The sequence below is a fragment of the Desulfosporosinus hippei DSM 8344 genome, assembly GCF_900100785.1.
Taxonomy (GTDB): Bacteria; Bacillota; Desulfitobacteriia; order Desulfitobacteriales; family Desulfitobacteriaceae; genus Desulfosporosinus; species Desulfosporosinus hippei.
In genome coordinates this window covers 91,428-112,874 of the sequence record NZ_FNCP01000013.1, presented here as the reverse complement: position 1 = coordinate 112,874, position 21,447 = coordinate 91,428, and the positions used below count along the sequence as shown (strand labels likewise).

28 protein-coding genes are annotated in these 21,447 nt (G+C 34.5%); 1 reads left to right on the top strand and 27 read right to left on the bottom strand.

What is annotated here, in order from left to right:
* Nucleotides 1-85 precede the first annotated feature (85 nt).
* From BLS16_RS12600 to BLS16_RS12490, 23 genes are all read right to left on the bottom strand, one after another.
* A complete protein-coding gene (locus tag BLS16_RS12600; RefSeq protein ID WP_092333743.1) occupies nt 86-1,684 on the bottom strand; it encodes a zinc-ribbon domain-containing protein in 1,599 nt (532 codons plus the stop codon).
* Nucleotides 1,685-2,231: 547 nt separating this feature from the next.
* Nucleotides 2,232-3,155 (bottom strand): PD-(D/E)XK nuclease family protein, encoded by a 924-nt coding sequence (locus tag BLS16_RS12595; protein WP_176786153.1) that lies wholly within the window; start codon nt 3,153-3,155, stop codon nt 2,232-2,234.
* Nucleotides 3,156-3,676: 521 nt separating this feature from the next.
* Nucleotides 3,677-4,246, bottom strand: a complete 570-nt coding sequence (locus BLS16_RS12590; RefSeq protein WP_092333739.1) for a hypothetical protein — start codon at nt 4,244-4,246, stop codon at nt 3,677-3,679.
* Between the two features lie 35 nt (nt 4,247-4,281).
* Entirely contained in the window at nt 4,282-4,974 is a 693-nt protein-coding gene (locus BLS16_RS12585) for a hypothetical protein (protein WP_092333737.1), read from the bottom strand.
* A gap of 226 nt (nt 4,975-5,200) precedes the next feature.
* Nucleotides 5,201-5,989, bottom strand: coding sequence for a homing endonuclease associated repeat-containing protein (locus BLS16_RS12580; RefSeq protein WP_092333735.1), 789 nt, complete (start codon nt 5,987-5,989; stop codon nt 5,201-5,203).
* Nucleotides 5,990-6,783: 794 nt separating this feature from the next.
* Entirely contained in the window at nt 6,784-7,101 is a 318-nt protein-coding gene (locus tag BLS16_RS12575; protein ID WP_092333733.1) for a MerR family transcriptional regulator, read from the bottom strand.
* Entirely contained in the window at nt 7,101-7,430 is a 330-nt protein-coding gene (locus BLS16_RS12570; RefSeq protein ID WP_092333731.1) for a hypothetical protein, read from the bottom strand. The genes BLS16_RS12575 and BLS16_RS12570 overlap by 1 nt, the downstream gene beginning before the upstream one ends.
* A gap of 260 nt (nt 7,431-7,690) precedes the next feature.
* Nucleotides 7,691-8,026, bottom strand: a complete 336-nt coding sequence (locus BLS16_RS12565) for a hypothetical protein (protein ID WP_092333729.1) — start codon at nt 8,024-8,026, stop codon at nt 7,691-7,693.
* Between the two features lie 832 nt (nt 8,027-8,858).
* Nucleotides 8,859-9,473 (bottom strand): hypothetical protein, encoded by a 615-nt coding sequence (locus BLS16_RS12550; RefSeq protein WP_092333723.1) that lies wholly within the window; start codon nt 9,471-9,473, stop codon nt 8,859-8,861.
* A 257-nt stretch (nt 9,474-9,730) separates the two neighbouring features.
* The gene (locus BLS16_RS12545) at nt 9,731-10,327 is read right to left on the bottom strand and encodes a hypothetical protein (RefSeq protein WP_092333721.1); all 597 of its coding nucleotides are present in this window, start codon (nt 10,325-10,327) and stop codon (nt 9,731-9,733) included.
* Nucleotides 10,305-10,457: a hypothetical protein gene (locus BLS16_RS24025; protein WP_207649754.1), complete on the bottom strand. Its 153-nt coding sequence runs from the start codon at nt 10,455-10,457 to the stop codon at nt 10,305-10,307. Before BLS16_RS24025 ends, BLS16_RS12545 begins: the two co-directional genes overlap by 23 nt.
* Before the next feature lie 242 nt (nt 10,458-10,699).
* Entirely contained in the window at nt 10,700-11,197 is a 498-nt protein-coding gene (locus BLS16_RS12540) for a hypothetical protein (protein WP_092333719.1), read from the bottom strand.
* Nucleotides 11,198-11,206: 9 nt separating this feature from the next.
* Nucleotides 11,207-11,464 (bottom strand): ECs_2282 family putative zinc-binding protein, encoded by a 258-nt coding sequence (locus BLS16_RS12535; RefSeq protein ID WP_092333717.1) that lies wholly within the window; start codon nt 11,462-11,464, stop codon nt 11,207-11,209.
* 185 nt (nt 11,465-11,649) lie between these two features.
* Nucleotides 11,650-12,576 carry a hypothetical protein gene (locus tag BLS16_RS12530; protein ID WP_092333715.1) on the bottom strand — a complete coding sequence of 309 codons (927 nt, stop codon included), beginning with the start codon at nt 12,574-12,576 and terminating at the stop codon, nt 11,650-11,652.
* Between the two features lie 349 nt (nt 12,577-12,925).
* Nucleotides 12,926-13,477 carry a hypothetical protein gene (locus BLS16_RS12520; protein ID WP_143015528.1) on the bottom strand — a complete coding sequence of 184 codons (552 nt, stop codon included), beginning with the start codon at nt 13,475-13,477 and terminating at the stop codon, nt 12,926-12,928.
* 298 nt (nt 13,478-13,775) lie between these two features.
* Complete coding sequence (locus BLS16_RS12515) at nt 13,776-13,976, bottom strand: sigma factor-like helix-turn-helix DNA-binding protein (RefSeq protein WP_092333709.1); 201 nt, start codon at nt 13,974-13,976, stop codon at nt 13,776-13,778.
* Between the two features lie 19 nt (nt 13,977-13,995).
* Nucleotides 13,996-14,316 carry a hypothetical protein gene (locus BLS16_RS12510; protein WP_176786151.1) on the bottom strand — a complete coding sequence of 107 codons (321 nt, stop codon included), beginning with the start codon at nt 14,314-14,316 and terminating at the stop codon, nt 13,996-13,998.
* A 424-nt stretch (nt 14,317-14,740) separates the two neighbouring features.
* Nucleotides 14,741-14,926 carry a hypothetical protein gene (locus BLS16_RS12505; protein ID WP_092333705.1) on the bottom strand — a complete coding sequence of 62 codons (186 nt, stop codon included), beginning with the start codon at nt 14,924-14,926 and terminating at the stop codon, nt 14,741-14,743.
* Nucleotides 14,927-15,363: 437 nt separating this feature from the next.
* A complete protein-coding gene (locus tag BLS16_RS12500) occupies nt 15,364-15,840 on the bottom strand; it encodes a hypothetical protein (protein WP_092333703.1) in 477 nt (158 codons plus the stop codon).
* A gap of 230 nt (nt 15,841-16,070) precedes the next feature.
* Entirely contained in the window at nt 16,071-16,238 is a 168-nt protein-coding gene (locus BLS16_RS23630; protein WP_176786150.1) for a hypothetical protein, read from the bottom strand.
* Nucleotides 16,239-16,404: 166 nt separating this feature from the next.
* Nucleotides 16,405-16,965, bottom strand: a complete 561-nt coding sequence (locus tag BLS16_RS12495) for an SF0329 family protein (protein WP_092333701.1) — start codon at nt 16,963-16,965, stop codon at nt 16,405-16,407.
* A gap of 16 nt (nt 16,966-16,981) precedes the next feature.
* Nucleotides 16,982-17,092, bottom strand: a complete 111-nt coding sequence (locus BLS16_RS24880) for a hypothetical protein (RefSeq protein WP_143015527.1) — start codon at nt 17,090-17,092, stop codon at nt 16,982-16,984.
* 101 nt (nt 17,093-17,193) lie between these two features.
* The gene (locus tag BLS16_RS12490) at nt 17,194-17,517 is read right to left on the bottom strand and encodes a hypothetical protein (protein ID WP_092333699.1); all 324 of its coding nucleotides are present in this window, start codon (nt 17,515-17,517) and stop codon (nt 17,194-17,196) included.
* Nucleotides 17,518-17,787: 270 nt separating this feature from the next.
* Between BLS16_RS12490 and BLS16_RS12485 the strand changes: the two genes are divergently transcribed.
* Nucleotides 17,788-18,009, top strand: coding sequence for a hypothetical protein (locus BLS16_RS12485; RefSeq protein WP_092333697.1), 222 nt, complete (start codon nt 17,788-17,790; stop codon nt 18,007-18,009).
* 11 nt (nt 18,010-18,020) lie between these two features.
* On the opposite strand, the gene BLS16_RS12480 is transcribed toward BLS16_RS12485, so the two are convergent.
* The 4 genes from BLS16_RS12480 to BLS16_RS12465 form a co-directional block, all read right to left on the bottom strand.
* On the bottom strand, nt 18,021-18,470 hold the full coding sequence (locus tag BLS16_RS12480) for a hypothetical protein (protein ID WP_092333695.1): 450 nt from the start codon (nt 18,468-18,470) through the stop codon (nt 18,021-18,023).
* A gap of 349 nt (nt 18,471-18,819) precedes the next feature.
* The gene (locus BLS16_RS12475; RefSeq protein ID WP_092333694.1) at nt 18,820-19,143 is read right to left on the bottom strand and encodes a hypothetical protein; all 324 of its coding nucleotides are present in this window, start codon (nt 19,141-19,143) and stop codon (nt 18,820-18,822) included.
* Between the two features lie 149 nt (nt 19,144-19,292).
* Nucleotides 19,293-20,390: an immunity 26/phosphotriesterase HocA family protein gene (locus tag BLS16_RS12470; protein WP_176786149.1), complete on the bottom strand. Its 1,098-nt coding sequence runs from the start codon at nt 20,388-20,390 to the stop codon at nt 19,293-19,295.
* Between the two features lie 131 nt (nt 20,391-20,521).
* Nucleotides 20,522-21,196 carry a hypothetical protein gene (locus BLS16_RS12465; RefSeq protein ID WP_092333690.1) on the bottom strand — a complete coding sequence of 225 codons (675 nt, stop codon included), beginning with the start codon at nt 21,194-21,196 and terminating at the stop codon, nt 20,522-20,524.
* Nucleotides 21,197-21,447 lie beyond the last annotated feature (251 nt).

The following is a 21,447-nucleotide window of genomic DNA, read 5'->3' as shown; positions in this document are numbered from 1 at the left end:
TTAATATCCTCCTCTTAAATCACCTTATTCTGTTAGAAATATGCAACCACTCCATACTGTACCAAATGTACCAAATATCACAATCTTACACGTAATATTTAACGGCTTCCCTTTTACACTTTTTACATTTGCAACCATTCCTGACTTGTACCTTAACTTTTGCTTTGTATTCAGTTAGGCAATCAGGATATGGACAATTAAATAGAGCAACATATGATGATCCAACTCCAATTTCATCGACAGTAAGCTCATTCTTCGTACTATAGAATCTAGCTACTGCCGAATCCTTTCGGGCCAAACTTCGGTCTAAAGGAACTTTTCGATACCATCTCGTAATGGGACTATTTACCTCCGAAATATCTCTGATAAGCATTAAGCATTTTTTACATTTTCCTTTAGATTTAATTAATGCTTTAGGACTACGAGCAAACTTATCTTTACATATTGGATTAATGCATTGACAATTAAGTTTCGCTGAAGAATTTTGGTTTATTGAATTTGCCTTTTTTCGGTCGTCCCTTGCTACTAGCTGTAGTAGACCTGGATAATTATTAGCGAATGAGGTTTCTCTTTTCAACCTTACCATTGATTTTTCGGCATTAATAATTAGCTTTGCAAGTTCTATTTTATTATTGAATGTTATTTCGAGTCGAAATCTTTCCAGTAAAATTTGGTAGACTTGACCAATAACTTTATTCATATAGTTGTAACTTGGATGATAGGTACAGCTAACAAGCGGAAAATTGTAATTATTTATTCCGATAGTTCTGCTTTCTCTCACTCTTATTAAGTTTATATTATTTTCAACACAATAGAGATTTTTAGTTTCATCTCTTACTTTACTTTCCTCATTATTGTGCCACCCCCCGTCATATTCTATTGCTAAATTATGGTTACTGGAATAGATATCAAAGTGAAATTTTCTCCTTTTATTTTTCCCCACAATTTGAATTGATTTCTTTGTTATAACATCAGGTATCACTTCTTTAACTGCCAAATACAAAATTTGTTCGGGTAATGAGGTTTGGTAGATTGCATTGTATTTATCACATCCATATTTTTGAGAAACTCTTTCTGCAAAAGATTTCTCATGGTAACCATTACAAATATCACATTTAAATAACGCTATCATGCTTGAGTTTAAATGGATTTTGGAGGGAACGAAATCCCCATACTTTTCTATAAATTCTGGATGTCTAGTTTTGAAATCATCTATATCTACTATAATATCAGGCCGTGATGCTATAGAGTTTTCAAAGGTTGGAATTTTCCCACTACAATATCTGCAAAATTCATGACCACTTGTAAAATCAGCCACTTTTTGTTTTGTTTCATAATTGTGTATTTTGCATATAACATATACTTCCCTATTAGATTTAATAGGTAGTACGCAAACTCTGATCCCCTCTTGAAAATTTTCTTCAAAGTTATACCGTTCTTCTAGTGAATATAGCTTTATGAATGCTAATAAGCTATTTTGATATTTTGCCTTTCTGCCCGAGCAAAATTGACAGGGTTCTGCTCCATTTCTTAAATTTGCACTTAGATCGTTAGGACTTTTAAAAAATATTTTTTTACACCTTTGACATAACCAAGCAAATCTTTTACCACTCCCAATAGTTGTTTGTTCTGCTTTTGCGTTCAAATTTTTTTCGTTATATTCTCCATACCACATTTTAGACATAAGATTATTTTCACTAATGTATATTAATAACCTCTCCTTTGTCCAAAAAGGCAATTTATAACACTAAAATAACATATAGTCTATTAGAGAGTTATATTCAGCCACTCAACCTTTGCATTAAGAGTATATTATGTCGTTAAATTTGTCAATAGATGTAAACATTCCTAATATATGTATGATTATTGTCAAACTTTTAAGTTTTTTGCCTAAAGTCAATTATGAAATATTATAGTAAACGTTAATAACTGGATGTTCTGTTTTACTAGAGCTATACAGTGGGGTAATTAACAAACGTTAAAGCCAAAAAAGTTAAAAGACCCTCCTGATGATTTAAAATCACTAAAAGAGGGTCTTCTACTGGTTATCCCAATTTAAACAATAACTACCCAGGCACCAAAGACGGTTTCTTAGAGGTTTACCCAGACGGCTTATATCGATCCATCCTAAATATAGTCTTTAAGCTAATTCAATATCTTTATACAATACTTAACTTGATCTATCCTAACCCTTAACTAAAATTCTCTAATAAGTCTTCCTTTCCCCGACCTCAGCCTCGCCAGCATATCTCTCTAAAATTGCAATACTTACATAGGGAACTTCCCTTAGTTTGGAAAAACTTCTCTTTAGGAAGTGGTTGATTGATTTCAGGGTCTAGAAGAAAGCTTTGTATCTGTTTAAGATCTTTATCTATCCGTCGATCGATTAGACTAAGATCACTATTACTAAACTGATACTTCTCCATTTTCTCCAATTGCACAAACTCTAATCTCGCCTCAAGGTCTTCTAGTCTTATTCCCAGAACATTATTGGCATACCAAGAATATAAAATCAGTTGGTCTACGTCCGTCAAAGAATCATCTCTTGCCGATGTCTTCCAGTCCACTAGAACATACTTTTCGCCAACTCGATATAATGCATCTATTTTCAGATATGCTGTTAATCCATTGATTTCGAACGACTTCAGCTCATCTAGCTCAATAATTTCCACATCATTTTCTGTCAGTTCCTTAAAGCTCTTACTGAGGAATATGTTTTCACTAGTAATGTTTATCTTCTTTATAATAGAGTCCTTTTTTTCTTGGGTGATATCCCCCTCGTAGTAGACCTCGGAAATCATGGCATACCATTTCGGGTGAATCCGCCAATCTTCTAATAAGGTTTTAGATTCATGATACGCTTCTTTGATCATCCTATTAATTGACCTGCGGAATTTATCGGGTTCCAACAATTCCTTTTTGCGTTCTTTTACTATCCCTGTGACTGCTTCATGAAATTTCTGACCGAAGAATGCATCTATAGGCTGGAGGTTTTTTAACCTATAAATATGTTTAGATTCCTCACCCGCCTCTCTAAGCCATCCATTGTGATACCCGTAATAGTTATAATAATACTTGCGAGGACACTCTTGTAGCATCTTCATTCGTGAAAACGACCAAGACAATTGAGGGAACTCTTTTATTTCATATGCCATACGATACTCCTTCATCTATCTAAACATGTAAATTCCCAGAATGATTCTATCCAAGATTGAAATGCTGTAAAACTATAACTTACTTTATCATAGCGCGACTTAACAGGTAAACTAGAGGCAACTACTCAATATACGGGCGGTTGCCTCTAATAAATCAACTTAATAGCGCAGTCACATTTATCACAAACTATAAACTCTCTGTAGACAAATGCAACAGTCCCACACATCTGTGATTAGTACCACATGAGCATGCTTGCTTCTTAAGACTACCAAATTAGCCCTTTATTTAAAAATCTTCATATCCCCTTCTCAGCAAATCGGTTTTATACAATTGAAAGGCACTAATACTCATACCTAACTCTCCCGCTCCAATTCATTAATAAATCGTTTATCTGACTTAATCCTTTTCAAATGCTTTTTCAAGTATTTGCTTTAGCCTGTCGATTTCTGAATTGAAAGCATACTCGCTTTTACTCGCTAACTCCACAACTTGTTTTATTAACTCAGTCGTTTCAATTTCACTAGGAATTACTTTTAGTACTAGGGGGGTATTGCGGTTGAAACTCTCGGCAAAATGAAAAACCCCTTCCGTCCCAGAAAATATAAAAGGCATTACCATCAATATTGTTTAACAAGTCTTTTGCCCAAACTAACGGCGTTAAGCGCATTGCATAATTTATTGGAGGACTATTCTCTATCAATGTCTTACCCTTAAATATCCATTGGATCTCTTCTAATCCAGTTTCTAAAGCTTCGACTAGCTCAGGATTCATAAAATCGGATTTACTTACTTCGTTTATTAGATATTGTCTAAACTCTTTGATTGCAAACGTTCTTTGGCTTTTATAAAGAATAAATGCACCATTATCAAGACTTTTCCTTGGATTACCAGGAGTGAGAATAAGATTAAGTACGTCAGACACATGAAGAGGCAAATATGAACGATATACAATCTGATGTTTCTCGTCTGGTTCTTCACAAAATAGATACGTTTCTCCGTCTTTAAGTATTGAGTATTCTTTGAGTTCCCCACTAAATACCTTATTGAGTAATTTTATCGACCAATTATTAACTTCTCTTTGATTTAACATTTCACTTTTCCTCCTACGACTTTACTTTTTGTATTTTAATTACTTACTGCAGACTCTTGAAGTTTAATAACTTCAGAATTAGTCGAGTATTTATTCTTACCGATCTCTTCTAATATCTGTCTTATCAACTTAAACTGAGCAATTTTACCATTAGATGTTATTTCTAAAATGAGTGGAAGCTGAAGTTGCTTCTTCAGGCAATAGGCAAAGCGTGTTCCCGTCCAGTAAACATAGAACGATTTACTTTCGGTAGTATTAAACAACTCCTTAAACCAAAGATTTGGAGGTAATTCCCTAATAGGCTTAATTAACGTGGTCTGTTCCTTTAATACGTTACCCTTAAATCTCGTGTAAACTTCTTTAAACCCAATCTCTATAGCTTTAATAAGCTCTGGACTTGCTATATCCGACTCTCTTATTTCTTGAATAAGATAACGTCTGAAACATCCAATGACAAAGTTCTTTTCACTGAGATTGGAAATCACTTCTCCATTACCTAATGAAGCTTTTATACATTCAGGACGGGTTACTGTGGCTTGTAGATTTATAACATCTGATACATGAAGCGTAATATATGAACGGTAAACAACCTTTCTTCTAAAATCAGGTTTTTCACAAAATAAGAAGCTTTCTCTGTCTTTGAGGATTGAAAACTCTTTTGCTTCCCCACTTAATACCTTTCGGATTAAATCATCTAACCAATCGTTGACCTGTTGTTGATTTATCAAATTGTTTCTCCTCCCCATTCGGTTGCATTTCTATTAATCTTTTGAATTTAGTGGGTGATAGTTATTACTATATCCCATACCCTATCACCCTTCTGCATTTCATGTGTACTTTAGGGACTTTCTATCTCTAAAACCTCAACTGTATTGAAGGCTCCAGCTAGTTCTCAAGCCTTTAAGCAGTTCGAGATGATAAGGAGCTTCGAAATAAACCAATTGCCTTCCCTTTTCATTTTAGCGTTTCCTCCATATCTTTACTTTTTTTGTCTACTCTTTGAACCTCTTCCCATACCGTTTTTATACTTGTTGTTTTGAAGTATTTCAAAATCGTACGTTTGGAAGGTAAATTCAGATTATTCATCAACTCATTGGTGGAGAGTGGTTTATTTCCTTTTAAGTACTCTACTTTTAATAAATCCAGTATTTCTTGTTTAGTATATTTGTTTCTCGACGGTAGATTGGGAACGAAACCTGCTTTTTCCTTAAGTTCTGCCATGCTTTCAAACCGAAGATAATAAACCCCTGCTCCATGAACTTGCTTAGACCCATTTAATTCATTTACACTAGCCTGTTTTCCCAATCTCAATGAAAACTCACGATATTGATCAATAAGTTGATCTCTAGATTCTTCTACGCAAACTGGTGAATGAGCATTAAAGCCCGCCTCTTTCAAAGCTTGTACAAATCCTCCAAAAATCCTATAAATTGGAGCGGTAGACATACCCGTATGGATGCAAAATTCATTTTGACAAGGTGGATGCCCAAGTTCTTCTGTCAATTCCTTTAATAAGTCCAGATACTCCTTTCGGGTCTTCCTCGAATACTTGTTACCTTCTTCTTTACCTATTAGTCTTTTCAACCCCCACCAGCTCGTCTTAAATTTCTTTTTCAGGTACACATGACTTGGAATTCCTTTAGCCTTCGAAAAAAACTCTGCTTCGGTTTTAGGCTGAATCCTTTCATACTCCGTTTTAACATCATTAAGTATTTCCTCATCACTTTTCTTCACGATTTTCATTTTTCTAATCCTCTCTTTCGGTTATTTAATTGAAATATTGAGCATTCCTATAGAGTTATGAAAGAACAAAAAAGACATCCTACTTAGAGCATCCAAAAGGGGCATAAATGTCCTCAATAAAAAGGAGCATAAATGTCCTAATTTGGATTTTCCTAAGTAAAATGTCTTTCGGCGATAAAATGCTTCGCAACTCAGAAATAAATAAATAAATAAAATATTAAATTTAGGGGATAAGAACGGCTTAGGGCCTTAACCCATCTTCTAATTCTTAATTTCTTGCTTCTAACCTAGGTTCTTGTCCTTTAAATAATACTATGCCACTTTTGTTTCATATTGTCAATAGTTTTTTTATATTATTTTGTTTTTATATAAATTTTGTTTTTATAATTTTAGTTAAAACACACTTATATAATTATAAATATAAATTCAAACTATCTAATATCATGGTATTTTCAACTATTCTATTTTGCTTCTCGTCTTGTCTAAGCAAATAATGTTAAACAGTATGTGCAATTATATATTACATAACTTGTCGATACATTATCTGTATCTTATCAACAACTCACCTATAACTTATCTATATCTTATACATATATTACATTTCCCGTTTCTCGTTGACTTAGAAAAGCATATGCATAACTTCAATATCTTGTATATAATCTATCGATACAATCTGAATAGGTTTATGCATAGAACATTTATATACTTATATATATGGGACTATTTCTTATATAAATTTAGTCTTAACAAGTTATCGGGCTATTACTACTTAAGGATATAAACTTTCTACGAAATTATTTCCTATCTAGCGCCCAGTTTTGTTTATTCTCCTTACTCATTTTTCCCTTTTTCTTTTCCTCCATTTCCCTTTTTGCCTTTGCCATGATCCCACTTTTCTTGGAATCAACAAATTTCTTTATTTCTCTTACTTGTGTCTTAGAATAAAGTCGTTGTCCATTGTCTCTGACGGGCTTTGGTGTAAACCTTACGCCATGTTCCTGTTCCCAAAAATCGCTCAAAGCATCCCACGCCAGGATAGTTTGACGACTACGATTTATAAGTAAGGCCACGTCTCCAGCCGTGTACATAACTTGAGAATCAAATTCTCGCATTATCTCACCCCCGTTTCTAGCTTTTGAATTTTTCCCTTCAGTCTTTCATTCTCATCCTTAAGCTTTTCATACGTTGTCTTCTTATGGTTGAACTCCTGGAACGTCCCGCGCTTGAAACATCTGACTTTTTCTTTGATATGCCTGACCTCAGTATCTGAGTAATAATGACCCTTACCAATTACAGTCGCTATCGGCAGTAGCCCCTCTTTTCCCTCTTTCCTTTGTTGCTGACTAATCTTGAACCAACGAAGTATGGTCTGGTAATCCTTATTGACAATAAGGGCGATTTCCCGCAAAGAGTAATAAAGAATTCCCTCAATTCTTTTCATACTACATTTTCCTCCTTTCGTTTTGTTTATTCATATCTTTTCGAATATGGTTTACATACTAAAATTATCTATAAAAGCGATAATTTCTATATTATAGATTTTTATTAAAAATTTATAACAAATAGCATATAGCATTTTTTCTTATATGGTTTAAGCTATAAATTTCTAGTCAATAACACTATCAGTTCACAAATAGCTGAGCGATGCAGACCTTCAATCCTCAATCCCCATTCTTTCTTTTCTCTATATGTTGATTATTCTCAAGTCTCTTTGCTTCTAAGTGCTGAAATCGTCTTAGGCCCTTCACTATTACATCTGCTTTCACAAAGTTTCTTCATTTCCTCAACATCCTGGCTAACATCCATACCGATCTTTTCTTTAATCATTATTCTCACATTCAGAATACTCTCCGTTATTCTAAACCACATCTCACCCACTTCTTGTAGTATTAAATTTTCTTCAGTTATATCTAAAATCTGTACTCTCATTCGAATCAGCATGGCATACAGTTTTCCTAAATCCTTGATGTTCAAATTATGCTCCAGAGATTCCTTGAAGATAGCTTCCTCAATACTTTCCAGGTCTCTTCTATCCAACTTTTTGCTTCGCCTCCCCACTGTTTATCCTATTATAGAGTTTTGGCAAGGGGCTGTATGCAGGAAAACTGTTCGAGTTGGTCGGACAATGGTGAGTACATATTATCGTTCAAGGTCTTATAGCTAACAGGGACTTATATCTACATCTTCTAACTAGAAATCAAAAAAGACCCTATTATAGGTCTTCATCTTTGGACTCTTTTGTTTGTGTAATATGCGAGTACGAACGGAATCAAAGGTATGAATGCGAGCAATCTATACCAATTTTCAGCACCGCCGAAATAGAGCATTGGTAGTATAAACGCTATCCCACTAATAATTAGTGCCTTAGAAGACTTTTTACAAAGTCCGTAAACAGATAGCAATAGTGCAAATCCTATCAGTGTCCAAAAGATGAATCCTACCCAATAAAAGCCCATTGGCTCGCCTCCAGAGTTTTGTTAGTGAATTTTCATAGTCCATTACAAGTCCCTCTTGATATTTTCAACGGACGATACGCCTTGTTTACGGCCAGAAATGATAGTATTGTTATGGGTTTATTTAGTTAAGCTGACGCAGATATTTTATGGTGCTGTCAATTAGGTAATGAGCTAGACAAAAATGAGATTCCATTTCTTCTTCACCCTCACAATATGCAGGTGCCTTAGGCGTCCAAACCCTTTTATTATACTTCTTCACAAAAAACTCCTTAAACACTCTCCAAATAATCCTGGGATCTTGCTCAGTATTCTTAAAACCTACTTTCACTAACAATTCCTTCAGTTGCTTTTAAGGATTATTGAGCCAAATAATATGACCCCTCAATTTCTCATAAGTAAACCGTTAAAGTAACTTAATCCTCTCGTCTTTCTGCTAAGTACATCCCATTTGTACTTAGATGCTCAACTAATCCATAAACATCAAGACCATTAATTTCTATTGTTTCACACTCTCCAGGAGTTTCAGGAGTAAACGTTTCCCAAACGGTTTTAAGTTTTTCTACTTTACTAAAACCTAATTTGATAAGCTTATTCTCATATTTTACAGGGTCATTAGTGTATATATTAAATATTTTGTATTTCGTAACGAAAACTTCATCAATTCCTTTATGTGAACCAAATCCAAAAGAACTCCCTCCATCATTAATTAGCAGTTCTCCATACGCATCAAACAATTCCATTAGGTATTTGTATGTAAGTCCATCCATATAATGTACATCTTTATGAAACGGGTCTGTATCAATTTTTCTAAGCTCATCTTCTACAAATCGATTCGTACCATGTTCCAGCAATAAAAAAGCTGGTTCTACAACTTCCTTCGTCAGCTCTCTAAAGACCCGATCTATGTTTTCTGCACTGACATTAATTTCAAAGTATTGAAATCCTTTTCCTGTGCTAATCGAATATGCTTCATGTATTCCTGTTAAATCTGGCGCTTTACATCCTCTGACCAATTGAAAATTACTCATTAGAACCTCCTTGAAAGATAAATATCGGGGCAAGGGTTTAAAATCAACCCGACGCGCTTATAGTTTGTCCTGGGAGTTCCCGTAATCACGATACCTTTATATTAGAAAAGTTACTGGAATACTTGTTAAGAGATGGGGTCATGCTCCCTACAGAACAAACCATCACCTTACTTCCTGTCTATTAAGCGAGGTCGGGGTATTAGGGCATATTATGCAGTTAAGACCTTCACCTAAGTTTAGTCGGCCCCAAAGACTTACTATAAGTAATCAAAATCTAATCCTCGTAGCTGGTTCAACTTTTGTAACTGATCATGTTCAGCTAATGCAATTATGCAGTCTTGACCTAACACCATGATAATAAACCTTTGAGTTTTAGATTTAGTATTTAATAATTCTGCGAATTTACTAAATATGCCAGGATCAACCCAGTCATTCTCTATTTTCAGATCCCATTTATACTCCTGCCCGTCAAGACTAAACGAAATCCAAGCTTGCCTATTATCTATATCAACAAAATCCTTAAGGTTTGTAATTTGTAATAAACCTTGAGATAAGTCACATAGACGATTTGCAATTCTGACATAATCTCCACGATCTTCAATACATTCAGTATCAAAATGCCATACCTTATTCGATAGAGGAACCGAACTCTGGTCTTCTAATTCGACCTCTCCTCCCATTACTGCTAGTAGCAGTTTGTAAGGGTCTTTTTCAAATTCCTTACGATCAAACTCCTTAAGAAGATGCTCAATTGTAAATCCTGGAGATAATTCAAGCCCGATGTTTTTAAGGTTCTTTATTTGGTCTTCCAGTTTAACCTCACTTTTTTCTTTACCAAACAATCTGCTTAACATATCCTAGCTCCTTTTTCGACTCATAGATTGGACCTAAATATTGGGCAAGATTCCCCGAAACAGTACTAGCACTCCCCTCAATAAAATCTTGAACTGCGGATTTCAAAGATGAACGTTCGTCAATCTTCATATATTGAGAGTACCCGCTATTCGTTTGGAGAATACTTCATGTCTCTATTAAATACATTGCTTGATAAAGGTTCTGTAGACTGTTTAGCCATAATTAGCTATTCAAACCTTTACGTTTAGCAATTAGGCAACCGTATTTCTGGGGACCACAAGCAAAGGTTGAGCCTCGAACTCAACCTTTGCTTGTGGTCCCCAGACTCAGATTCGTTAGGAACTGTAATAAATCTGTATTAAATAGGTGACTTAAACTGTTAGTATTTGCTCCTTAGAATAAGAGGTTCCCTGTTCATCAGTCCAAGTAGTAGTAAGTTTAAATTTCTCAGGAGTACCAAAATGAACCAAAACGTGCTCCTCAAAGTTTTTGCCTGATTCAAGAAACTCATAGGGTACTTTGTCTCTCCATATCATACCTTTGCATTCTTGGGGAATCGTAAAGTCAACATTGTAGGCAGTAGCTTTACCAGAGTTCCATACTTTCATTTTGTAATTGCCTTTAGATATCTTAATAATGCGAGCTTCGACACACGCCTTGGTTGCCTCTTCACGTTCCTTTTCTTTTTCTTCTAACTCGTACTTCTTTATTTTTTCTTCTAACTCACTGAGCCTATCTCTAACCTTATTTGCTTTTCTTGAATCTTTAAATGAGACTATAGATAATCCCAGAGCTACAAAGGGAATGCCGTATTTAACAAAGTCATTGATGAACTCATTAAAATGCAACCAAAGTCGGGCTAAATCCATAAAAATCTCCTATCTAAACATTTTCTTTAACTCTTTCTCTATTTGCTTCATAATCTCTTCTTTGAAATCTTCAATGTTAGCGTTGATTATGTAGCCGTTATCTTCAATTAGTTGCTCTTTAGTAGTAACGAAACCACAATCAGAACACTTCACTTTAGTCTCATCAGGAGCGTCCAATAGATCTCCAATACTCTCATCTACAATTGAGAATTGGTCATTCCCACAGACACTACATTTCATACCAATATTCATTTCCAAATCTTTCATCGAGTCTATTCCCCCACTCAAAGTCTTCTTTGTAAATCGTTATAATTTAGATTTTACAATGAGTTAAGTGCTTAAAAAACCTTTTTAGTGAACCCATAAGGACAGCTTGATCTTCGCGAACAATTTCATTTAGCATCCAGCATGATTCAGTAGTACCATACAAAATTTTCTACAGATGAGGCTCTCTATCTGTTTATACTTAAAAACTTTTCTAATTTCTCGATAGTATTGAAGAGATTTGATGGATAAAGGTCTAATGTCTTAGCTATTATAAATTCCGTTAATCTAATAAACAAATCGGCATCATCATGAACTAAACTCCTTTCTGGGAAACGTCCAAAATGAACTAACTTGTTTCTTATCTGAGATAACGACCTAATTCTGTCCTTTGTAGTATTACTGATTTCCACTACAAGAGAATATTTTCCAAATAGAAACGAGATCTTCTCAATAGAACTCTTTCGCCTGATTTCTTCATCCGAAAGCAGGTTCCTGTTATGTACAGCAAATAGATGTTCCCAAATTGTCCAGCACTGAATAAATGTTGCCTCTAATATTTGACGTTTTAAAGCTTGCTTTGCAAGTATTAAGTAATAACCTTTCTCAAAATTCTCTTGCCATTCATCAGTTCTTACTAGTTGATAAATCCTATTCAATTGTTTTTCAAATCCGATATCATAGGAAAGCAGAGCATCTTCTGAATAGGAACCGCTCTCATAAGGTATAGAAGTTCGCAATATTCCTCCATAATGATTTAATCTTGGGTCCGCAATAATTGAGATATTACTGTCTTCTGTAAATCCCTCATCGACATCAAAAACTTCTCTTCCTGTAAAAAGTGATAGAAGTAACAAAACATCCTGAAGCGCAGTACTATTTTCATTCTCCCATTGAAAGATAGCATTCTTTTCTTGTTCAGGAAGTTCAACGTATGCAGTAAAAGAGTGTCCACCTGTGTTTTGCTTGATTTCATATTCAGATATGCGAGAGACTAAATGCTGTAACCTTTTAACTTTTTCCTCATAATCTTTAACTCGATAGAATTTATATCCAAAGATTGTTATTTCTGTGCACCTGCATGGAAACTCAAGATTATATATTTTTCTCTTCATAGAACCCCCTATAGTGTTTAAACATAATCCCTTTGAATCTCAGTAAAGAAAATACCTGGTAGGCTCAAGGACCCCAGATCGATTTAGTTAAGAAAGCAGATTAAAGCACTCAAAGTTTTCATCTTTCTTTTCTTTGCGTAAACCTTTTGAATAACAATCTACCTAAATCGCCCAACATGATTGCTATTGTTACTGCAACTGCATTCCGTAAGAGCGAATCGCCTTCAAACCAATTCCACAACTGATCAGATAAAAAAATTAACGCCAAAAATATTAAGAAGAATTTAACATATCCTAATATCGAAGTTATAAACCTGTTCATATTAACAGGCTCCTTTCATTTACAGTCTCAGAAGTTTGTGTTTGAAATGATATTAATACTTTTAGACTCCAAAACTTCACCTGTGCTAGATAAACTTACTATGTCAAATTCGGGTCCATCCGTCTTATTAAGAAACATAAACCAAACCCTATTGATATTAGTGCCAACAACTTTGGCAACCTTGGTCACTTTATGTTCCTTATCATTTAATCTAACTTGATCAATTCCTTGACTTTTGATTTCTCCAAAAATCATGGGAAAGGGCGTTCCAGATATACTTTGAAAGTATTGCCCAGAATATCCTGAAAAGCCCCCGCCCGAGACCCATTTCCATCCAAATAATCCTTCTTTCACATAACCCGAGTTAACAGTATATCCATCACCGACATTATGTTTATAAAAAACGACTATACCACCCTTAATTCTTTCTTGATGAATCATTTCACTTACATGTCGACCGCTCTGTTCGATTGCCTGTTCCACAGTTTCTGCACCCTTGTTCACACTAAAATAATACCCTCCACCTACTAGACCCAAAAACACAACAATAGCTGTAAACACCAAAAGCCTCTTACTCACACATTTTCGCTCCTTACACAACGAACCTGGGGTTACAGTCTGTAACCCTCGTCTATCAATTTGAACCAATGCTAGGTTATTTAATGTCTTCAGCATTCTGCTTCTTATATATACACTTAAGAAATCATAATGAATCCTCTTGCCAAAACAAAAAGAACTAAACCTACTATCAATTCCAACTCCACTAATCCACTCCCCTATGTTACATGCATAATCCTTCTAAAGGTCCTAACTATAGGATCGGTTCAACATCATCATCTTGTAGGTTTATCTATGGAGATATCAGATGGTGATAAGTTTAACAGTGTTTCTTAAGATACTTGAGCACCTTCTTTTCAATTTCACGAACCTGTTCTTTTTTTACTCCAAGCTTGATCTCAATCTCATTTAAACGGACTGTTAGGCCGTCTTCTATTCCGAATCTTGTCTTAATTATTTTGCTTTCACTTTCATCTAAACAGTTTTCAATGGCGTTCATAATTTGCTTGCGTGTATACACTTAAATTCTCCTAATACCCTTATACATTTAGGTAGGAATCAATTACCTTCCATGAGATAGCTCCTTCATTTGTGTCGTATCTTAATAACAAGAATCCCGAAATATGTCCATCTTCAAAATATGCCAATACCCACTTATTGGTAAGGACATATATGTCATTGTCATTATAAAATCCCATCGTTCCACCCTTAAGCCCCTTGTAAGGAATCAACTCGCTATGATTCTTAAGGTCTGCAACTATGTCTTTCAGTTGTCCAGTTAATCCTTCACGCTGTAATTCCCGCATCGCAATTTTATCAGAGTCGAATAGTTTTTCGATCTCACCCTTCAATTCTGCCACTTGGGTGGCGTAATCTCTGTTTACTTGCTTTAGTTTGATATTATCGCTAGATAAACTAATCTGATTTTGCTCAGCGTTACGATTCGCTCTTTATTTTTCACATCAATATCCCTTCTTAGGTATCTTCACGACAACAATTTCCCACCCAACGAAGACCTAATTGTATGCTTCCACATATTTCCTAGATATCCTTTTAAATCTTGGAAGTTACCGAATAAAAAAATAAAAATGCCAGACCGTCAGATATCAATCAAGCATTTCATACAGGAAGGGGCTATGAAGTTTGAACTCTACTAAGTCAGTTAAGTTAAATAGGATCAATAATTGACCCAATAGCAATATAACTTTTTAACTTTGTCCCTCCCTAAGAGCCAGGATATCCTACGATTAGTAAGAATGATCGACATTATATTTAAGAATTACACTAGTCAACATCTTTTTCAATAACAATGTATGCCTGTCCTGTGTTTATGCTTTCGCCTAAAGCACATGCAGTTATATGCTTAACTTTCCATCCTTCTTCTAAATGCCTGTTTACGATAGCCAAACCATCATCTTCTTTTGCACCTATCATTTTTCCATTACTTCTAACCCATATAACCTTTTCCATTATCAGACTCTCCTCTTATATAATTTATTAAGACTGGTAAATATCACATAATCCTACGAAAGCGTCACAGTATAAGAATGTTACGCCAATGCTGTAATTCCCAGTATATCATTACAATGTTTTAGTTGATATTTATTCCTTTTTATCAGAAATGACCAGGAAAAATGTAGCTAATGGCCCTAAAATTAATGTTAGCAAGAACCAATTGAAGCCTGATCTATTTTTACCCTGTGCTATTCCAGCATTTATTAAAGTTAGCGTACCCCATCCCACAGCGTATTGACTTACATCCAACACTTTCACCGCCCATCTTTCTCTTCTCGTATTTAGCCCACAAGATATTCCTTTTAAGTAAAAGGGCTACAAACTAATCTACATAATCCTACCAATGCCTTACAGTCTAAGAATAATGACTACTGACATGAAACTGTTTACGCTTATTTGAGATACTTAAACTTTCTGATTCCGCCATCCGTAACCACCATGTGAAAAGTCAATTTATCAGAGGAAGTTAGTCTAATGTAATTACCAGTATACTGACCAAATTCAAAGAATACTTTATACTTGTCAGGGTAACCGTCTATATAACATACTACTTTACCTTCCTTGAGAAAAACGATCTGGTTCATTCCTTCGCTAACTGTTGTATCAATCTTATCCCATTGATAACCTACAACCTTATATACGTCCTCCTTTGGAGTATATGGTGCAAAACTGAATAAGGTATCCCATTCAAAGGTAGTGAAACGAGATAAATCTTCAATGGTTGCGTTGCCACTTATTACATTAAAAGAACTACTAAACTGTTTAGCATTTATCTCCGAGATGGGAGTTAGGTTTAGAGCTTTAAACATTATAAGTGCAATGATAATCACCAATACCGATGCAACAACTATAAATGTTTGTTTTTTCATTTCGGCCTCCTTCACGGTTTAAGAATTCATGCTTCAAAGTATACCCACGAAAGCGTTACAGGATCGGATAGCTATGTTAAACAATATCGCCTGGATTCGAGTATGCGCTATTGCTACTTTTAAAACACAAATTCATCATTAAGGCCAATAGCCTTCGGGGAACAGTTGCCACGTAGCCTGAAAACACTCTCTTCATGAGACGGACTAGAATCATTATGCCTAGCTAGTCTCTAGTTCTTATTTAACTTGTTCTCTTCAATGAAAATATCAAGTGCTTTAATACCCTTCGTCAACAAACGGAATAGTTGAATTAAACAGGCAAAGCCAACCATCCACAAAACAATTTTAAAGATATAAACTAAACTAAATAAGCTAAAGCCAACATTTATCGAATTCATTCCCTTACCCCTTCTCTTTGATGACTAACGTCTACTTAATTTCCTTGACAGACGTTGCTCTATATGGCTAATCATCTCATAACTTTTCTGCGAAATAGGGGGAACCTTGTCTCTTCAATATAAAAAGGTCCTTAACTAACATAATAGTAAAGACCTTGCTGTTTGTTCAGACACAATCAATTGCATATTCATGTGGCTCTATTTCTTCAGACTCGCACCTAATCTTGTACATCTTTATTACGAAGTCAAATTCATTAGGAAGTAACGTTATACTTATTAGTCGCCTCTTTCCTAATCTACGGTCAATCATTGTAAGACCCTTAATAATCATATTCCTTGATTGAAGAGCATCGTCAAATGGTGTAGATAAATAATCTCTAAGAGACTTTTCAACATCGTCCAGATAGTAAAATCCTCTGTTCTTGAGTATTTCTTCTGCTTGGTCGTATACGTCTAAATTCGCATTCACATCACGATCAGCGAGTAATTCTTTTCTGACCTCTTGCCATTCCCTTAGCCATTTTAACTTAGAAATTGAGAAAATATCCTTTTTGTCAAGGCTGATCCAAAATCGACTTTCTGGTTCACGCTTATTATTGGAGCGATAGTTTGTCAGATTTAGACTAATTCGACCTTGTAGCGTAGCGCAGATATTGCTTTCTAGTAATTGCTTTATTTTAGACCAATCAATGGTTAATCCCCACCCTCGCTTTACGTACTGATCCAAATAACGTTTAAATCCTTTATAGGAAGTGGCCTAGGCAAATGGTTCTACCTTGGTCATCACAAATTTCCACTTCACAATAACCTTTACCGTAGATTTCAAGAATTGTACCCCGTTGTTCTTTTAGCAATTCCTAATCTGGAAAGTCTGTTACCAATTCCACTACATCAAATACTTTCATTGGGTCCCGCCCCATTCAGTGATGGTTTTGAGAAAATGGGAACTTAAATCCTAGAAGGGAGTAATCACATCATTACTCTCTTTTCCATATCCTTTCACTCTAAAACCCTGAGCAATATCATGGGTATTTAAAGCCGTTAGTAAATCTTTTCGAAAAATCGATACTGCATTATAGATTTCCCTCTGTCCATCCTTCCTGTAAGAAAACTCCTTGTAAATTATAAAGTTAAGTCTATCCAATTTCTTAATGACAAAAATGTTACCTTCATACTCTCCTGACCTGATATTTTGGTCAGCTGTAAAATCATAAATAGAGTCATAGAACTCCTGACATGATATTTCTTCGGCAAGAAACTCGGCTATCGCATCATTCATTTAACTATTCCTCCTTTTTAATTAGCGGTTTTGAACTTATGGGTTTAAGAATAACTGGAAGGTCAAATGAAGATGGTCAAATATGTCCTTCTTTCAGAACATAAAGGATGCTCTGGAAAGAAGGACATACTTTTATGGCATTTATGGCAGGTATTTCAAGAAAGTTGTTGAAATCTTGTTAAGAGTAACTAAACTCATTTCTTATGACGTGACGCATTAGTAGGAAACTGTGAAACAAAAGATTATTTACATCCTGGGGGGATGGAGACGTTGAAAAAGAAAAGAAAACAAATAATATTTATATTAATTATCCTATTTACACCTTTTAATATTCAGGCATATAAGGATGGAGGCACAGCAACCTATACAGCTTTTTCCTACAAACTTATAGTTTGGAATCAATTAGACGATAGTCCTGATGGATATAAGACAGGAACAGAAATTTATTTTCTTCCAAACAATTTTCATAATTTAGATTACTACACCAAATAAGAATAATGCATCTAATATAAACCCCAATCATTGTATGTAAAATTACTATCGGATATAGGCTCATATTCTATGCAAAAATCAAGAAGTTGTCGTTTTCTCTCACCAAACACGATGTTTTGTGTATATGAGAAGATATCACATACGTCCATTTTATTGTTATAGGTCATTCCTTTTAGGCAAAAAATCTCGTTATCCTCATTTCCGTATGGGCAAAAGTTTCCATGACGGCAAGATTGACAGCAAGCAATCGATATGTTTGACGGAAGCACTTTCTGTAAATTGGTGACCGCAAATTCAGTAGCATCCGATGGAATAGACATATAGAGATGATTTCCCAATTTTATTTCTAAATGAATGTTCTTGATTTCCTCTTTATTGGATTGTTCGTAAACTATCGTTATCGGAACTACTGTCGTTTTACCATCAATTAGTAAGTTCACGCATAAAATATCTTCCTTCAAGAGCATCACCCCCAAAAAACTAATCTTGCATCCATTTTTCTGCTAATGTCGACTGAAGCAGGACAGCATTTATTCTAAAGGGTATAAGAACAATGCGAACAATTGGTACTCTTTTAGGCCATGTGTAGAAGTGGTATATCTATATTGTTAGGCTCTTATAGGGAATCTTCGAATAAGCATTCAAAAATCCGTTTACATATTGAGAATACCTTAATAGGTTTCGGAAATACTCACTATCTTTAACCCGTTTATTCCCATAATCCTACGAATGCCGTTCAAACAAGGTGGGACAGCAATTTACTGAGGGGTTTAAGAATATGCGAAGACGATTAATTCCGTCTTTATAAATTCACCCTTTTACCTTCTTCTTTCCCCAAGTAATTCTTTCATGCTCATCCTTAACCCATTTTATAAAGTTATCGCGTTCTTCTTGGCTGTTAATCAATAACTGTACATTTTCTTTTTTGTTTAGGTATCTATTAATCTTCCAAGTATGATTTATAACGTGTTCATACCTATAATCTTTGTAGAGCTGGTTAAACCATTCTTGCTTATTTAGCTCCTCAATATTTTTATTCAAATCCGTTTTTTGGGTAGAAGTGAAAAAGATATCACCGATAAGTTCAAGAAATTCTAAAAACCCCGCAAAAATACCTCCTAAAAAATCCAGCATCTTGACCTCCTGGTATAAATAAAAACTCTTTCAATTATCCTATTTGAGTTCCGAATAAGAATTATGGGAAGTAGTTATTACAATCACTATGATTCTGACCAGGTATACCTACGGGATGATTCCTCATCTAAAAAAAACCCTTTAAAGAATCATCTTAAAAAAATATCCTCTTCTGAAACTCCAAATTGTTTACATATCGTTTCTCGTTCTGCATAAAACTTTGGATTTCGCAAATCTTTATTTGTAGTATAGTTATTCTGCTCCCAGTAGGGTTGATTATTATGCAGTTCTATACATTTACTCAAAATCGGCAGTTTTACATTTATTCCAAAACCAATTCCGTTGTTTTTAAACTCTGAATAAAAAGCTTTATTTCTATTTAGTTCAAAATATTTTTTCCCCGACTGAAGCAATACTTTATTACTATCTCTTATATCAATACTTTTCCCATACATAACAGGAAAGTCTAGCTCATTATCAGCTAGTGGCATATTCCCAATAATTTCATACTCACCATAGAAAAACGTATTATCCATAATAAATTGAGAGGGAATCGCTTTAAGGTTTCTTAAATCCTCACAACTAATATTTTTGTCGGTTGTTGCGATATGATACACCTTCACTACCAACGGTTTACCCATTAAAATATCCCAAAATTTAATTTTTTCTTTTCGCATCTTATCGTAATTAAGCAGTATTCTTCCATAACCATATAATCTTCTATTTAGCTTCAATCTAAAATAATCTCCAACGTTATATTTGTAATGTTTTTTAGGTAATGATGCAAATTCCTCAAGCTCGTATAAGTCTGATATGGTGGTTTCTGATATCCACTGTTTAATCCAACAAGAAAGGTCTTCAAAAGTATTTAATTTAATATCTTCAATGTAGGAATTATAAAATGTTCTATTCGCTTCCCATTTACCAATAGTTACATTGCCATTATAAGAAAAATACATTCCTTTTGGAGTTCTTTTTTCAAGAGTTGAAGCGGTTAATTTCACAATTTTACCTCTTCCTGTCTTTGGGAGAAGCTCTGTTCTGCTATTGGTTGTTTCCTCATTTAAATCATGTTCCAAATAAGTATTTTCGCTTATTATTATTCGCTTGCAGATAGTATTTCCATCATAATATACAAATGTATCTTGCTTAACATGTGGACTCGGAATGAGTTTGACTAAATCCCAAGTAGAAGAAACAAGTGTTAATCCTAGATATTTGCGTTGTTCATTTGTTAATTCAAACATTGGAATAATCTCCTTCGAATAAACATTCATTCTACTGCGTCCCGAATAAGAATTTGACGAAGTTCCTTCTTACCTAAAATAGCGTCCATTTTCCCGTCCCGCCATACTACATACATTCCAATTCAACATTTTTATCTTTCTGTTAAATCACTTAAAATATCAAGTTTTAAGAATTCCTGGTATTCGTCATCTTCTAAATTCATATATGCATAACGTTCATGAGAACAAATCGCTAACAATAACCTTTCTTCTTTATAAAAGGTTAAATCTTCAAATTCTCCACCTTCAATTTGATAAGGGTATTCAAATAACTTATTCATATTTAGCAATAATTTGCGATAGGTTTCACCTACCATGAAAAAGCACATTTCAAAGACTGGTCCCCTGGTTACAGGTGTCCTTCTTGTATATTTCACATATAAAAAATCGGTACTCGTTCTTTTATACGGCTCATATTTCCCTTTTTCAAATCTCTCATAGTTTAAATTACAACTCATAATATCTTGTTCCAGAAGGTGATTAAAATATTTCTCAGCATATTCTTCGACGTTCATATCAGTTCTACAGAAATTATTAATTCTATCTCTATATCCATTCACGTTTTCCTTATAATGTAGTCTGTTTTTTTTGTCTTCTTCAAGAATTGATTCTTTATATTCCATTTGCAATTGATTAAATTCTTCTTCAGTAAGTTTACCTTCATAATATCTTGCAAAGGACATTTTATTACTGTATTTTCCAACAAACAGTAATAATTGCTTAAGATTGTTTCCTTCGATATTTTGATATACATCAAACTTTTTCATATGTTCCCTCTCTTCTTTATATAAAACTAACTTATTTATACTAACCTCATATCCTTTCAGAGTTAAAGAATAATAAAATATTCTTGACCGATGGGATTATTACCTTTATTTACTAATACATTTATTGCCATAACGGAATTAATTTTAACTTCCACTAATCCTACTAATGCACTTCAGTAGAGCTATGAATTGACAATCCGCATTAAGCCAACGAGAAATGCAAAAGGGGCAATCACATAGCGCAAAACTGC